Annotated in this window: 15 protein-coding genes; 4 read left to right on the forward strand and 11 right to left on the reverse strand. The window is 71.8% G+C overall.

The window, feature by feature from the left end; all coding sequences use genetic code 11:
* Both HNR14_RS00930 and HNR14_RS00935 read left to right on the forward strand, forming a co-directional pair.
* Positions 1 to 528 carry an O-acetyl-ADP-ribose deacetylase gene (locus HNR14_RS00930; RefSeq protein WP_179699407.1) on the forward strand — a complete coding sequence of 176 codons (528 nt, stop codon included), beginning with the start codon at positions 1 to 3 and terminating at the stop codon, positions 526 to 528.
* Entirely contained in the window at positions 525 to 1,886 is a 1,362-nt protein-coding gene (locus tag HNR14_RS00935) for a M20/M25/M40 family metallo-hydrolase (RefSeq protein WP_425485014.1), read from the forward strand. Before HNR14_RS00930 ends, HNR14_RS00935 begins: the two co-directional genes overlap by 4 nt.
* A gap of 15 nt (positions 1,887 to 1,901) precedes the next feature.
* Here the strand turns inward: HNR14_RS00935 and HNR14_RS00940 are convergent, their stop codons facing one another.
* The 5 genes from HNR14_RS00940 to HNR14_RS00960 form a co-directional block, all read right to left on the reverse strand.
* Entirely contained in the window at positions 1,902 to 2,492 is a 591-nt protein-coding gene (locus tag HNR14_RS00940) for a GDSL-type esterase/lipase family protein (RefSeq protein ID WP_179699408.1), read from the reverse strand.
* A 78-nt stretch (positions 2,493 to 2,570) separates the two neighbouring features.
* The gene (locus HNR14_RS00945) at positions 2,571 to 3,431 is read right to left on the reverse strand and encodes an aldehyde dehydrogenase family protein (protein ID WP_179699409.1); all 861 of its coding nucleotides are present in this window, start codon (positions 3,429 to 3,431) and stop codon (positions 2,571 to 2,573) included.
* Positions 3,428 to 4,927 carry an aldehyde dehydrogenase family protein gene (locus HNR14_RS00950; protein ID WP_179699410.1) on the reverse strand — a complete coding sequence of 500 codons (1,500 nt, stop codon included), beginning with the start codon at positions 4,925 to 4,927 and terminating at the stop codon, positions 3,428 to 3,430. Before HNR14_RS00950 ends, HNR14_RS00945 begins: the two co-directional genes overlap by 4 nt.
* 16 nt (positions 4,928 to 4,943) lie before the next feature.
* Positions 4,944 to 5,966: a deoxyribose-phosphate aldolase gene (gene deoC / locus HNR14_RS00955; protein ID WP_179699411.1), complete on the reverse strand. Its 1,023-nt coding sequence runs from the start codon at positions 5,964 to 5,966 to the stop codon at positions 4,944 to 4,946.
* A gap of 21 nt (positions 5,967 to 5,987) precedes the next feature.
* Positions 5,988 to 6,947, reverse strand: coding sequence for a sugar-binding transcriptional regulator (locus tag HNR14_RS00960; RefSeq protein ID WP_179699412.1), 960 nt, complete (start codon positions 6,945 to 6,947; stop codon positions 5,988 to 5,990).
* Between the two features lie 79 nt (positions 6,948 to 7,026).
* On the opposite strand from HNR14_RS00960, the gene HNR14_RS00965 reads away from it, so the two are divergent.
* On the forward strand, positions 7,027 to 7,971 hold the full coding sequence (locus HNR14_RS00965; protein WP_343064381.1) for an ROK family protein: 945 nt from the start codon (positions 7,027 to 7,029) through the stop codon (positions 7,969 to 7,971).
* Positions 7,972 to 7,998: 27 nt separating this feature from the next.
* Here the strand turns inward: HNR14_RS00965 and HNR14_RS00970 are convergent, their stop codons facing one another.
* From HNR14_RS00970 to HNR14_RS00995, 6 genes are read right to left on the reverse strand one after another with little or no spacing between them, the layout of a single operon-like run.
* Positions 7,999 to 9,216 (reverse strand): MFS transporter, encoded by a 1,218-nt coding sequence (locus HNR14_RS00970; RefSeq protein ID WP_179699414.1) that lies wholly within the window; start codon positions 9,214 to 9,216, stop codon positions 7,999 to 8,001.
* Entirely contained in the window at positions 9,213 to 10,154 is a 942-nt protein-coding gene (locus HNR14_RS00975) for a bifunctional riboflavin kinase/FAD synthetase (protein WP_179699415.1), read from the reverse strand. The genes HNR14_RS00970 and HNR14_RS00975 overlap by 4 nt, the downstream gene beginning before the upstream one ends.
* On the reverse strand, positions 10,151 to 10,624 hold the full coding sequence (locus HNR14_RS00980) for a hypothetical protein (protein WP_179699416.1): 474 nt from the start codon (positions 10,622 to 10,624) through the stop codon (positions 10,151 to 10,153). The genes HNR14_RS00975 and HNR14_RS00980 overlap by 4 nt, the downstream gene beginning before the upstream one ends.
* 49 nt (positions 10,625 to 10,673) lie before the next feature.
* Positions 10,674 to 11,042 (reverse strand): hypothetical protein, encoded by a 369-nt coding sequence (locus HNR14_RS00985; protein WP_179699417.1) that lies wholly within the window; start codon positions 11,040 to 11,042, stop codon positions 10,674 to 10,676.
* Complete coding sequence (gene truB, locus HNR14_RS00990; RefSeq protein WP_179699418.1) at positions 11,039 to 11,947, reverse strand: tRNA pseudouridine(55) synthase TruB; 909 nt, start codon at positions 11,945 to 11,947, stop codon at positions 11,039 to 11,041. The genes HNR14_RS00985 and truB overlap by 4 nt, the downstream gene beginning before the upstream one ends.
* Positions 11,944 to 12,576: a TetR/AcrR family transcriptional regulator gene (locus tag HNR14_RS00995; protein WP_021763417.1), complete on the reverse strand. Its 633-nt coding sequence runs from the start codon at positions 12,574 to 12,576 to the stop codon at positions 11,944 to 11,946. Before HNR14_RS00995 ends, truB begins: the two co-directional genes overlap by 4 nt.
* Positions 12,577 to 12,671: 95 nt before the next feature.
* Between HNR14_RS00995 and HNR14_RS01000 the strand changes: the two genes are divergently transcribed.
* Positions 12,672 to 14,177: a DHA2 family efflux MFS transporter permease subunit gene (locus HNR14_RS01000; RefSeq protein WP_246311501.1), complete on the forward strand. Its 1,506-nt coding sequence runs from the start codon at positions 12,672 to 12,674 to the stop codon at positions 14,175 to 14,177.
* The last annotated feature ends 48 nt before the right edge of the window (positions 14,178 to 14,225 follow it).

Below are 14,225 nucleotides of genomic sequence, written 5' to 3' on the forward strand. Positions count from 1 at the left end.
ATGACGGACCCCATCGAGATCGTCCGCGGAGACATCACCGACCAGGCCGTGGACGCGATCGTCAACGCGGCCAACAGCTCCCTGCTCGGCGGGGGCGGTGTCGACGGCGCCATCCACCGCCGCGGCGGCCCCGCCATCCTCGACGCCTGCCGCGAGCTGCGCGCGACGACGCTGCCCGACGGGCTGCCCACCGGCCAGGCCGTCGCCACCACGGCGGGCGACCTGCCCGCGCAGTGGGTCATCCACACCGTCGGCCCGGTCTGGACCGACGCCGAGGATCGCACTCCCCTGCTCCAGAACGCGTACCGCTCCTCCCTGCGCGTCGCACGCGAGCTGGGAGCGGTGACCGTGGCCTTCCCCGCCGTGTCGGCAGGGGTCTACGGCTGGCCGATGGAGGATGCCGCACGCATCGCCGTCAGCACCGTGCGCGCCGTGCTCTCCTCCGGTGTCGGCTCCGTCGAGCTCGTGCGCTTCGTGCTCTTCAGCGATGAGGCCCTGGCGGCGTTCCGCGCGGCAGCCGGCGAGTGAGCGCCGTCGACCAGGCGCCGGTGGCGGCGCGCGAGGACGCCGCGCTCGACCGGTTCCGCACCCTCCTGCGCATCCCGACGATGTCGCGCAACGACGTCGAACTGACCGACTGGGCGGCGTTCGACGCGTTCATCGCGGCGCTGCCCGGGCTCTACCCCGCCGTGCACGCCGCGCTCGAGCGCGAGCAGCACGGCCACTCCCTTCTCTACCGCTGGGCCGGGAGCGCGCCGACCGGCCGCCCGACGATCCTGATGGGGCACTACGACGTCGTCCCCGCCACCGACGAGGGCTGGCAGCACCCGCCGTTCGCGGCAGAGATCACCGGCACCGGAGACGGCCGGGTGCTGTGGAACCGCGGGACCCTCGACGACAAGGGCGCCGTCGTGGCGATCCTGGAGGCCGCGGAGCGTCTGCTCGGCGAGGGCTTCACCCCGACCGAGGACGTCTACCTGAGCTTCGGCCACGACGAGGAGACGGTCGGCACGGGTGCGCAGACGATCGTGGCGGCGCTCCGCGAGCGCGGCATCCGCCCGGCGCTCGTGCTCGACGAGGGCGGCGCGATCGTGGAGCGCATCTTCCCCGGCGTCGCGCGCCCCATCGCGGTCGTCGGCGTGAGCGAGAAGGGCATCACCTCCGTGCGGCTCACGGTCGAGCAGCACGGGGGCCACGCCTCCACTCCCCCGAAGATGACCGCCACCGTGCGCCTCGCCCGCGCCATTACGCGACTCAACGCCAAGCCCTTCCCGGCCCGCCTCACCGAGACGAATCTGCAAATGGTGGAGACGCTCGGCGCCCACGCCTCCGGACCGCTGCGCGCCGTCTTCACCCGGGCGCGACGGCTCCAGCCGCTGCTCCGCGCCGGCTTCGGCCGGCTGAGCGACGAGACCCGCGCCATCGTCCGCACGACCACGGCGGTCACCCAGCTGCGCGGCAGCCTGGCCGCCAACGCGCTGCCCGAGACGGCGGAGGCGATCGTGAACGTCCGCATCGCCGTCGGCTCGACGGTCGCCGAGACGATGGAGCACATCCGGCGCGCCGTCCGCGACCCGCAGGTGCGCATCGAGGCCGTCGACGCGAGCGAGCCCTCTCCGGTCTCACCGAGCGAGGGAGCGGAGTGGGATCGCGTCGCGGGAGCGCTCGCGCAGGTCCATCCGCACGCGATCGTGACGCCGTACATCATGCTCGGGGCGAGCGACAGCCGGCACTTCACCGCCATCGGCGACACCGTCTACCGGTTCACCCCGTTCGAGATGAGCACCGAGGAGCGCGGGACGTTACACGCGCGCGACGAGCGCATCCACGTGCGCACCTGGCTGCGCGGCATCGACGTCTACGCGCTGCTGCTGCGCTCCAGCTGACGCGGGCCGAGGCGCCTAGGCCGCCCCGCCGAGGTCCGGCAGCTCGATCGCCCGGGTCGATGGCGGCAGCTCCCGCACGACTTCGAGCGCCGGGATGAGCTCGCTCGCCCACACCCGGTAGCCTTCCGCGTTCAGGTGCAGCCGGTCCTCGGTGAAGGCCGGGTTCAGCTCGTCCTCGACCGCCATGGCCGGCCACAGGTCGAGCCAGCCGGCGTGCACCGTCGGCGCGAACTGCCAGAGGTGCCGGTTGATGTCCTTGATCTGATCAGCGAACTCGGCACCCCGCGGCAGCACGGACTGCGCCAGGATGCGCGCCTCCGGCAGCTCCTTGCGGATCGTCACGAGCGCGGTCTCGACGTTGCGGACCACATGCTCGGCCGAGCGCCGCCAGGCCAGATCGTTCGTCCCGATCAGCAGGGCCACCGTCGCCGGCCCCGAACCGATCACATCGTCGAGACGTGCGAGCACGTCGTCCGTCGTGTCTCCGGCGACGCCGAAATTCCAGACGGTCTCGCCGGGCAGCAGAGCCGCCCAGTCACCGCCCTGCGTCAGGCTGTCTCCGATGAGGGCGAGCGGGCCTCGCCCCGTTTCCCATTCCTCCGGCATCCGTACCATCCTCCCCGGCTCCCTCCATCCTCCCCCAGATCGGGCGAGGAGGCGAGGGGGTCGGGGAGGCCGGCGCGCTCAGACCAGCGACTTGGTGTGCCAGACGGTCTTCGTCTCCGTGAAGAACGCGATGCGGTCGAGCGAGGGCGCAGCGGCGTCCGGCCCGTTCTCGGGGGTGAGGACGCGCTTGAGCGTCTCCGCGGCGGCGATCTGCAGGTCGACCCACTCCAGCGCGCCCGCACCGACGAGGTCGAGCGCGTTGACGTCGGCGTGCGACGCGAGCCAGGGCGCGATCTCCGCCGGGGCCCCGGTGAGGATGTTGACCACGCCGCCGGGGACGTCGCTCGTCGCGAGCACCTCGCTCAGGCTGATCGCCGAGAGCGGGAAGCGCTCGCTGGCGACCACGACGACGGCGTTGCCCGCCACGAGCGCGGGGGCGACGGCGCTCACGAAGCCGAGCAGGCTGGAGTCCTGCGGCGCGATGACGGCGACGACACCGGTCGGCTCCGGCACGGAGATGTTGAAGTACGGCCCGGAGACCGGGTTGGCGTTGCCCACCACCTGCGCGAACTTGTCGGCCCAGCCGGCGTACCAGACCCAGCGGTCGATGGCCTCGTCGACCTGCGCCCCCGCCGCAGCGGCGGAGACGCCCTCGGCGTTCTGGATCTCGTCGACGAACTGCGCCCGGCGACCCTCCATCAGCTCCGCGATGCGGTAGAGCACCTGTCCGCGGTTGTACGCGGTGGCACCGGCCCAGCCCGAGACCGCGGCGCGGGCGGCGACCACGGCATCCCGGGCGTCCTTGCGGGAGCCCTGGGCAGCGTTCGCCAGGAACGCGCCGGAGGCCGAGAGCACCTCGTAGGTGCGGCCGGACTCGCTGCGCGGGAACTTCCCGCCGATGTAGAGCTTGTAGGTCTTCGGCACGGCCAGGCGGCTCATTTCGTGGCTCCCTTGCGGGTCGAGCGGGTGGAGGAGGAGGTGACGGCGGCCGGCAGCGCGCGGCCCGGCACGAGGTACGCGCCGAGGCCGTGACGGCCTCCCTCGCGCCCGTAGCCGGACTCCTTGTACCCGCCGAACGGGCTCGCCGGGTCGAACCGGTTGAACGTGTTGGCCCAGATCACACCGGCCCGGAGCTTGTCGGCGACCGCGAGGATGCGGCTGCCCTTGTCGCTCCAGATGCCGGCGGAGAGGCCGTACGGCGTGTTGTTCGACTTGGCGATCGCCTCGGCGGGCGTGCGGAAGGTCAGCACCGAGAGGACCGGTCCGAAGACCTCCTCGCGGGCGATCCGGTGGCTCGTCGACACGTTGTCGAAGATCGTCGGAGCGAACCAGAACCCGTTCTCGGGGATGGCGCAGTCGGCGGTCCAGCGCTCGGCGCCCTCGGCCTCCCCGATGTCGGAGAGCTCGCGGATGCGCTGCAGCTGCTCGGCGCTGTTGATCGCGCCGATGTCGGTGTTCTTGTCGAGCGGGTCGCCCAGGCGAAGCGTCGAGAGGCGGCTCTTCAGCCGGTCGACGACCTCGTCGTGGATGCTCTCCTGCACCAGGAGGCGGCTGCCCGCGCAGCACACGTGGCCCTGGTTGAAGAAGATGCCGTTGACGATGCCCTCGATGGCCTGGTCGATCGGCGCGTCGTCGAAGACGATGTTGGCCGCCTTGCCGCCGAGCTCCAGCGTGAGCTTCTTGTCGGTGCCCGCGACGGAGCGGGCGATCTCGCGCCCGACGGCGGTGGAGCCGGTGAACGCCACCTTGTTCACGTCCGGGTGGGCGACGAGGTCGCGGCCGGTCTCCCCCGCGCCGGTGACGATGTTCACGACACCGGCGGGCAGGCCCGCCTGCTGCACGATCTCGGCGAAGAGCAGCGCCGTCAGCGGCGTGGTCTCGGCGGGCTTCAGCACGACGGTGTTGCCGGCGGCCAGCGCGGGCGCGATCTTCCACGCGAGCATCAGCAGCGGGAAGTTCCACGGGATGACCTGCGCGGCCACGCCGAGCGCGCGGGGCGCGGGGCCGAGACCGGCGTGCTCCAGCTTGTCGGCCCAGCCCGCGTAGTAGAAGAACCAGGCGGCGACGAGCGGGACGTCGACATCCCGGCTCTCCTTGATCGGCTTGCCGTTGTCGAGGCTCTCGGCGACGGCCAGCTCGCGGGCGCGCTCCTGGACGAGGCGGGCGATGCGGAACAGGTACTTGCCGCGGTCGGTGCCGCTCATCCGCGACCAGACCTTCTCGTAGGCGCGGCGGGCGGAGGCGACGGCCGCGTCCACGTCGGAGGTGTCGGCGGTCGCGATCGTGGCGATGCGCTCCTCCGTCGCCGGGGAGATGGTCTGGAACGGAGTGCCGTGGCCGGCGACGAACTCGCCGTCGATGAAGAGGCCGTACTCGTCGCGGAGGCTGAGGATCGACCGCGACTCCGGGGCCGGAGCGTATTCGAGGAAACTCATTCTGGGTCTGCTTTCGTCAGTCGATCGTCACGTAGTCGGCGCCGGAGTAGTGCCCGGTCGCGAGCTTCTGGCGCTGCAGGAGCACGTCGTTCAGGAGGCTCGACGCGCCGAAGCGGAAGAGGTGCGGCTGCAGCCAGTGCTCGCCGACCGTCTCGGCGACGGTCACCAGGTACTTGATCGCGTCCTTCGAGGAGCGGATGCCGCCCGCGGGCTTCACGCCGATCTCCTCGCCGGTGAGCCGGTGCCAGTCGCGCACGACCTCCAGCATCAGGAGGGTGACGGGCAGCGTCGCCGCCGGGGAGACCTTGCCGGTGGAGGTCTTGATGAAGTCGCCCCCGGCGAGGATCGCCAGCCACGACGCGCGGCGGATGTTGTCGTACGTGTTGAGCTCGCCGGTCTCGAGGATGACCTTGAGGTGGGCGTAGCTGCCGTCGGTGCGGCGGCAGGCCTCTTTCACCGCGACGATCTCGTCGAACACGAGGCCGTAACGGCCCGAGAGGAAGGCGCCGCGGTCGATGACCATGTCGATCTCGTCCGCGCCGGCCGCGACCGCGTCGGCGGTGTCGGCCAGCTTGACCGCGAGGGAGGCGCGTCCGCTCGGGAACGCGGTCGCCACGGCGGCCACGGCGACCCCGGCCGGGGCCTCGGCGTGGGACGAGCCGAGCGCCTCGACGGCGTACGGCACCATGTCGCCGTACACGCAGACGGCGGCGGGGCGCGGCGTCGACGGGTCGCCGGCGTCCGGCGTGAGCGCCTTCGCGACGAGCGAGCGCACCTTGCCGGGGGTGTCGGCCCCCTCGAGGGTGGTGAGGTCGATGAGCTCGATGATCTTGTCGAGCGCCCAGCGCTTGCTGGTGGTCTTGATGGAGCGCGTGCCGAGGCCCGCCGCCCGCTGCTCGAGCCCGACGGCGTCGACACCCGGGATGCCGTTCAGGTAGCGCCGCAGGGACGCCTCGGTGAGGTCGCCGCCGAGCACCTCGACGGCACGTGCCGCCGGCGCGAGCGTGCGCACGGGCGGGACGGTGGTTTCGATGGTCACGTCATTCCTTACTGGTTCTGCTCACGAGCCCGGCTGGCTGCGGCCGAGGAGGTCGTTCGCGGTGGCTTCGTCGGTGATGATGGTGGTGCACAGGCCGCTCGCGACGACGGCGTGCGCGACCCGGTGCTTGGCTTCGCCCGCGATGACGGCGATGCTCGTGCGCGCGTTCCGCAGCTCTTCGAGCGAGAGGCCGAGGGTGCGGCCGTCGAGCTCGGGATCGGCGACCTCGCCGGTGCCGGTGATGAACCGGCCGACGACGTCGCCGACGGCACCCTTGTCCGCCAGGCCGGTGACGTCCTCCGGGGAGAGGTAGCCGGAGTCGACGTGGACGGAGCTGGTGTCGACGACACCCGCGCTGAAGAGGAAGGCGCTCGCGCCGCGCGCGAGGTCGAGCACGGACTGCACCGAGCGGTCGGCCTCGATCGCGCGGCGAGTAGCCGCGTGCTCGAAGATCGCGGGGCTCGGCAGCAGTGTCGCGGTGCCCTGCGCCTTGCGCGCGATGACGACCGCGGTGTCGGCCGCCGCCGTCGCCTGGCGGGTGCTGGACACGCTGCCGTTGATCTGCACGGGGTTGACGCCGACGGCCCAGCCCGGGCGCAGCCGGGCGGCGACCGCGTGCAGCGTGCGGCCCCAGCTGACTCCGAGCGTCCGCGGCACGGGACGGAGGGTGGTGAGGTAGTCCGCTGCGGCCTGCGCGACGCGCGCCTGCGTCTCGGACTCGGTCTCCGCGGCGGGGACGACGACCGCGTCCTCCAGGCCGTAGAAGCCGCACAGCTCACGCTCGAGGGAGAACCGCCTGGCGCTCGGATGCACGATCTCGATGCGCACGAAGCCGTGCTCGCGCGCCGCCACCAGGAGCCGGCCGACCTTCCATCGGCTCACGTTGAGGGCGACGCCGATCTCGTCCTGCGTCTTGCCCGCCTCGTAGTACAGCTCTGCGGCTTTGACGGCGAGGATCTCGTCGGTATCGTTCAGGGCCACGTTCACAGCCTAAGACGTGAGCAACCTTTGCGCACGCGTTGCTCAAATGAGCAGGAGGGGATCGTCTAGGGTAATGGTCGTGTCCACACCCCTCGCTCTCGCCGTCGACTTCGGCGGCACGAAGGTCGAGGCGGCGCTCGTCGACGCCGATGGCCGGCTCGTGCCCGACTCCCGCTTCCGCCGCCCGACCGGCCGCACCGCGACGGTCGACGATCTGGAGGCCTCCGTCGGCGGTGTCGTGCACGACGCGCTCGCCTCCCTCCCCGAGGGGGCGGAGATCGTCGGCGTCGGCATCGGCTGCGCCGGACCGATCGACCGCGTCCGCGGCCTGGTCTCGCCGCTCAACGTTCCGCACTGGCGCGACTACCCCATGCGCGACTTCATCGGGACGGAGGTCCGCTCCGCCGGCCTCGACGTCCCGGTGACGCTCGAGATGGACGGCGTCGCGATCACGATGGCCGAGCACTGGGTCGGCGCGGCCCAGGGCGTCGACAACGTCATGGGGATGGTCATCTCGACCGGCATCGGCGGCGGCCTCATCGTCGGCGGCCGGGTCATCACCGGCCCGACCGGCAATGCCGGGCACATCGGGCACGTGGAGGTCGGCGACATCCGCGGCGAGGACACCTTCGGCAACCCGTACGCACTGGAGGCCATGGCCTCCGGCCCGCACACGGTCGCCTGGGCGCAGAAGCACGGCTTCACGGGCACGACGGGCGAGGAGCTCGCCGCGGCCTATGCCGCCGGCGACGAGGTCGCCCGGCACGCGATCGCCCGCACCGGGCGCGCGGTCGGCCACGCCATCGCCTCCGCGACCGCCCTACTCGACCTTGAGCTCGTCGCGATCGGCGGCGGCTTCTCGCACTCGACTCCCGACCTCTTCACGCACATGCGCGAGGTCATCGAGAAGCACTACTTCCCGTTCGTGCGCAAGGTGCGCATCGTCCCGTCGGCGCTCTCGTCCGAGGGTCCGCTCATCGGAGCGGCAGCCCTCATCCACCGCGCGAACCTGCTCCCCGCCTAGCGGAGCCTTCCGCCGTCTCGGTGCGGGTCAGCGGTCTTCGAGCGCGCGCGGACGCGCGACGACCGCCCCCGCGGCCGCGGCCGCGAGCGCCGTCACCGTGAGGACGATGAGCGGGACGGTCCAGGCGCCCGTCGTCTGGTGCAGGAGGCCGACGACGAGCGGACCGAGCGCGCCCAGCGTGTAGCCGACTCCCTGCGTGAAGCCGCTCAGCGCGACCGACCCGGCGTGCGTGCGCGTGCGCATGTTGATCAGCACGAGCACCAGCGGGAAGAGCAGCGGGCCGAGCCCGGCGAACGTCACCCACAGCCAGGTGGCGGCGCCCGGCGCGAGGATCAGCCCGAGGTACCCGGCGACGAAGAACGCGACGGCGAGGTAGATCAGCCCGGCGACGCTGCGCAGCCGCGCGGCGAGCAGGGGCACCAGCAGTCCGGCCGGGATGCCCATCCCGGCATACACGGAGAGCAATGCTCCCGCCTCCGCCGGTGGCGTGCCCGCGACGTCGTGCAGGATCTGCGGCAGCCAGGCGAACATCGCGTACGCGTTCAGGCTCGAGACGGCGAAGACGATCGCCATCGCCCAGGCCAGCGGCGAATGCCAGACCTTCCCGACCATGGCGGGCGGGGCGCCCTCCACCTCCACGTCGTGCGCGGGATGCGACGGGCGGTGCGAGATCAGGATGCGCAGCCACGGCAGCACGGCGAGCAGACTGACGGCCGCCCACATCCCGACCGAGACGTGCCAGCCCGCCGCGTCGGCGACCGGCACCGCGATGAGCGGTGGCAGCAATGTGCTCACCGACATCACGGTCGCGTAGAGCGACGTGACGAGTCCGATGCGGTCCGGGAAGTAGCGTTTGACCAGCGGGGGCAGCAGCACGTTCCCGACACCCATGCCCGCGAAGGTGAGGGCGGAGCCGAGCGCGAGCACGACGAAGGACGGCGCCGAGGCGCGCAGCAGGTGCCCGGCCAGCATGACGCCGAGGGCGCTCAGCATCACGGCCTCGAGGCTGAGCCGGCGGGTGAACGTCGGCGCGATCAGACCGAACACGGCGAAGCAGATCGGCGGCAGCATCCCGAGCAGCCCGACGCCCAGACTGCTGACCGGGAACTCGGTGCGGATCTCGGCGTAGATCGGCGACAGGGCGGCGACGGCGGTGCGGAGGTTCGCGGCGACGAGCAGGATGCCGATGAGCGCGATGGCGCGCCCGTGCCAGAGCGGCCGCGCACCGGGCGCGGGGGCGCTCACGCGGGCTCGGCCGAGAGGATGCCGCGCGCCTTCTCGACGTCGTCGGCGATCTGGGCGATCAGCGGTTCGACGCCCTGATAGGCGACCATGCCGCGGATGCGCTCCACGAACGAGACCTCGACGCAGTGGCCGTAGAGGTCGAGCTCGCGGTCGAGCACGTAGGCCTCGACCTGCTTGTGCGGCACGCCCTCGAAGGTCGGGTTGTTGCCGACCGAGATGGCGGCGGGATAGGTCTCGTCGCCGTCCGTCAGCCAGCCGGCGTAGACGCCGTCGGCCGGGATGAGCCCCTCGGATTCCGGCGAGAGGTTGGCCGTCGGGTAGCCGAGCTCGCGGCCGCGGGCCGCCCCGTGCACGACGACGCCGCGCAGGGTCGGTATGTGGCCGAGCAGCTCGGCGGCGTGCGCGACATCGCCGTCGGCGAGGAGCTCGCGGATCCAGGTGGAGGAGACGCGCCGGCCGTGCTCGGGCCGCACGTCATCGATCAGCTCGACCGCGAAGCCGTACTTCTCCCCCAGCTCGCGCAGCAGGCGCACGTCGCCGGCGCCGCGGTGGCCGAAGCGGAAGTCGCTGCCGACGAGCACCTCGGCGGCGTGCAGCCGGTCGACCAGGATGCGGTGGACGAACTCCTCCGGCTCGAGGGCGGCGAGCGCCTGGTCGAAGGCGACCATCAGGGTCGCGTCGATGCCGGTGCCGGAGAGCAGGTCGAGCTTCTGCCCGTTGCTCACCAGCGAGGCCGGGCACTTCTCAGGGGCGATCAGCTCGAGCGGGTTGCGGTCGAAGGTGATCACGGCGGCGGTGAGCCCGCGGTCGGCCGCGACCTGCCGCAGTCGGCCGATGACCGCGCGGTGGCCGGAATGCACGCCGTCGAACTTGCCGATCGTGACCGCGCTCGGGCCGAAGCCGTCCGGCACCTCCTCGACGGAACGGAAGACCTTCACGAGGCGTCCGTCCGGGGGCGGTGGCCGCGCAGCCAGATCAGGCCGAGGATCGGCAGCGCGAGCGGGATGAACAGGTAGCCCATCCCGTAGACGGACCAGACCGTGGCGTCACGGCCGAACGGGTCGACGTCGTGCAGCCCGAGGGTCTCGGGGGCGAACAGGCTCAGCGAGCCGATGACCAGCACGCCGACCAGCTCGAAGGTGATCGTGATCCACGCGACCCGGTACCAGACGCGGCCGGGCGCGACGAGGGCGATCGTGGCGACGATGTAGACGACGGCGGCGACGGCGGAGAGCGTGAAGGCGACGGGCGCCTCGTCGAAGCGGTCGATGATCTGGAAGACGCTGCGGCCGGTGGCGGCGAGCGCCAGCACGCCGTAGACGAAGACGAGCACCCGGCCGATGCCGGAGATGCGCCGCTTCGACGGGCGCTGCACGCGCTCGCTCGCGGACTCGGTGAGGGGAGACATCGAAGACGATTCTATTCGCGTCCGCGGCGAGCTCGCGGCGCGCGCGGGCTCAGGCGCCCTGCACGAACCAGATCTGCCCCATCCGGTACACCATGACGGCGATGGCGAGGCAGACGCCGCCCAGGATGACCGTGCTCCAGCGGTTGCGCTCGATGAGGGCCCAGAAACCGCCGGCGGCCGGGAGGATGAGCGCGGAGATCAGGTAGATGTAGAACTCGGGGAGGCTGCCGCTCGGCTCGTTCCCGACCGCGGGCGACACGATCGTGACGACGAGCTGGGCGATCAGCAGCAGCTCCACCAGCGCGACGGCGCCCATCGTGAGGTCGTTCGGCACGCGACCGGCGAAGCCGAGCACGAGGCACAGGAGGCCGGCGACGCAGGCGACGATCACCTGGACCGTGGTGAACCACTCGATCATGCCGTGGCGATCTCGTCCGTCGGGAAATTCACGAGGGTGCGCGCTTCCTTTCCGCGGAACTCGACGAGCCCTACCAGGTGGCCGGTCGGCGCGACGGCGGCGACCGGGACGCCGCCCGGTCCTTCCCGGTCGGCGAGGTGGATGCGGCGGCCGTGCGTCAGGTCGATCGCCTGCTGCTCGGTGAGGTCGAGGCGCTCGAACAGCGCCGTGGCCGCGTCCACCGCCGGCAGCAGCGCCGTCTCCGGGTCGAGCGTATCGAGGTCGTGGGCGTCGCGCACGTCGTAGTCGCCGACGCGGGTGCGGCGGAGGGCGGTCAGGTGGCCGCCGACCCCGAGTCCGGCGCCGAGGTCGCGGGCGAGCGAGCGGATGTAGGTGCCGGACGAGCACACGACGCGCACGTCCAGGTCGATCGCGTCGGCCGAGCGCCGCTCCTCGAGGAGCTCGAACTCGCTCACGGTGACCGCACGCGGCTCGAGCACGACCTCCTCCCCCGCGCGGACGCGGGCGTAGGCGCGCTTGCCGTCGACCTTGATGGCGCTGACGGCGCTCGGCACCTGCTGGATCTCGCCCGTCAGCTCGGCGATCCCGGCGCGGATCGCAGCGCCCTCGACCGCGGCGATCTCCTCGGCATCGGCGCGGGCGGTCTCGTCGCCTTCCGCGTCGTCGGTCGTGGTCGTGGAGCCGAGGCGGATGGTCGCGAAGTACTCCTTGTCGGCACCGACGACGTAGGTGAGGAGCCGGGTGGAGGAGTTCACGCCGACGATGAGGAGGCCGGTCGCCATCGGGTCCAGCGTCCCGGCGTGGCCGACCTTGCGGGTCCCGGCGAGGCGTCGCACCCGTGAGACGACGTCGTGGCTCGTCATGCCGCCGGGCTTGTCGACCAGGAGCAGACCGCTGCCGGTCACGCGTCGGCCCCGGTGGTGTCGAGCACGAGCTGGAGCTTGGTGCGGAACGTGCTCTCGAGCAGCTCGGTCGCGCACGGGTCGTCGCCGTACTCGTCGGGCAGGCGCAGGCCCAGGAGGGTGTTCAGCAGCATCCCCTCGGCCAGGAACGATCGCGCCTCGTCTGCTTCGAATCCGGCGTCCTCGCGGAGCATGCGGTAGATCGCGATGAAGCCGGCGCGCGCCTTGCCGCCGATGACGGGGTCGTGGCCCATCCCGAACGCCTGCATCAGGGAGAGGAGGATGCCGCGGTCCTCGATCAGGTTGACGTACGTGAGCCCGAGGCGGCGGCTGATCTCCTTGCGCTCGCTCTCGTTGTCACCGGCCGGGCGGCCCTGGGCGTTCCACTCCCCGATCGTCTCGGTGAAGGCGACGAGCAGCGTGTCGAGCGCGCGGCCGAGCACCTCGACGAAGAGGTTCTCCTTGCCGCCGAACATCCGCACCACGTAGGGCTGGCTGATGCCGGCCGCCTTGGCGATCTGGTCGGTGGTCGCGCCGAAGTAGCCGCGTTCGCCGAACACGCGGCCCGCGGCGCCGAGGATCTGCTCCCGGCGCTCGGCCGAGGGGATCCGCTCGCTGATCTTGTCCGTCACGCTTGACAGGTTATCAGTCGATTACTAAAGTGCGGAGTAATCATTCGATTACAACATAAATCCGGTACCCGATCCGCGAACAGGAAGCCCGCCCCATGACCGCAACAGACTCCGCACCGGCCCGCACCATCGCGGGCCGCCGCATCCCGGTGTGGCTCGCCATCGTGGCGGCCTCGCTGCCGATGTTCATGGCGACCCTGGACAACCTCGTCGTCACGAGCGCCCTCCCCGTGATCGCCCACGACCTCAGCGCCTCGATCGAGGAGCTCCAGTGGGTCGTCAACGCCTACACGCTCAGCTTCGCGACGCTCATGCTGATGGCCGTCGGCCTGGGCGACCGTTTCGGCCGCCGCAGCGTCTTCCTCGGCGGCATCGTCGTCTTCACCCTCTCCAGCGCGGCGGCGGCCCTCGCGACCGAACCGTGGATGCTCATCACGGCGCGCGCCGTGCAGGGCGCCGGGGCCGCAGCGCTCCTCCCGCTGTCCCTCACCCTGCTCGCCGGCAGCGTGAGCGCACGCCTCCGCCCGGCCGCCATCGGCATCTGGGGCGGGATCTCCGGCCTCGGCGTCGCGCTCGGCCCGCTCATCGGCGGTGCCGTCGTCGAGGGATGGAACTGGCAGGCGATCTTCTGGCTGAACGTCCCGCTCGGCGTCATCGCCGTGCCACTGGTGCTCCTCGCCCTGCCCAACAGCTTCGGCGCCCGCGTGCGCTCCGACATCGTCGGCCTGCTGCTCGCCGCCCCCGGCGTCTTCGGACTGGTCTACGGCATCGTCCGCGGCAACGACGCGGGCTGGGACAGCGCGGAGGTGCTCATCTCCCTCATCGGCGGCGGCGTGCTGCTGGTGGCGTTCGTGCTCTGGGAGTCGCGCACGCCGGCTCCGCTCCTCCCCCTGCGCCTCTTCCGCGACCGCAGCTTCACCACGGCGAACCTCGTCGGCATGACGTTCAGCTTCGGGATCTTCGGGGCCGTGTTCATCCTGATCCAGTTCCTCCAGGTGGTGCAGGGGCACACGCCCCTCGAGGCCGGCGTCATGACGATGCCGTGGACGCTCGCCCCGATGATCGTCGCTCCGCTGACCGGTCTCGTCTCGTCGCGGACCGGCACCCGCCTGCCCATCGTCGTCGGACTCGTGCTGCTCACGGTCTCGATGGGCTGGATCGCCCTGACCCTCTCCGCCACCGTCGCCTACTCCGAGATCTGGCCGCCGTTCCTGCTCGCCGGCATCGGGATGGGGCTGGTCTTCGCCCCGAGCTCGACCGCCGTCCTCGCGAACATGCGCCCGGCCGATCACGCGAAGGCGTCCGGAACGAACTCCACCCTGCGCGAGATCGGCGTCGCCCTCGGCGTCGCGGTCCTCACCGCGGTGTTCACGGGAGCGGGCGGCACCCTGACCCCGACCGGCTACGTGGACGCGGCCATCCCGGCGGTGTGGGTCGGCGCGGCCGTACTCGCCCTCGCCGCCGTGTTCGCGCTCGCCCTGCCGGGGCGCCGACTCGCCGCGCGTCTGGCAGCGGCCGCCACCGACCACGAGGCGGAGGACACCGCGTCGGGATCCGCCAGCGCGCCGGTCGACGCCCCCACGGCCATCCCGATCGCCTGACCGTTCCGATCGCCGACCACCGATCCGCACGCCGTCCGACCGACGCAC

It is taken from the genome of Leifsonia naganoensis, assembly GCF_013410615.1.
Classification (GTDB): Bacteria; Actinomycetota; Actinomycetes; order Actinomycetales; family Microbacteriaceae; genus Leifsonia; species Leifsonia aquatica.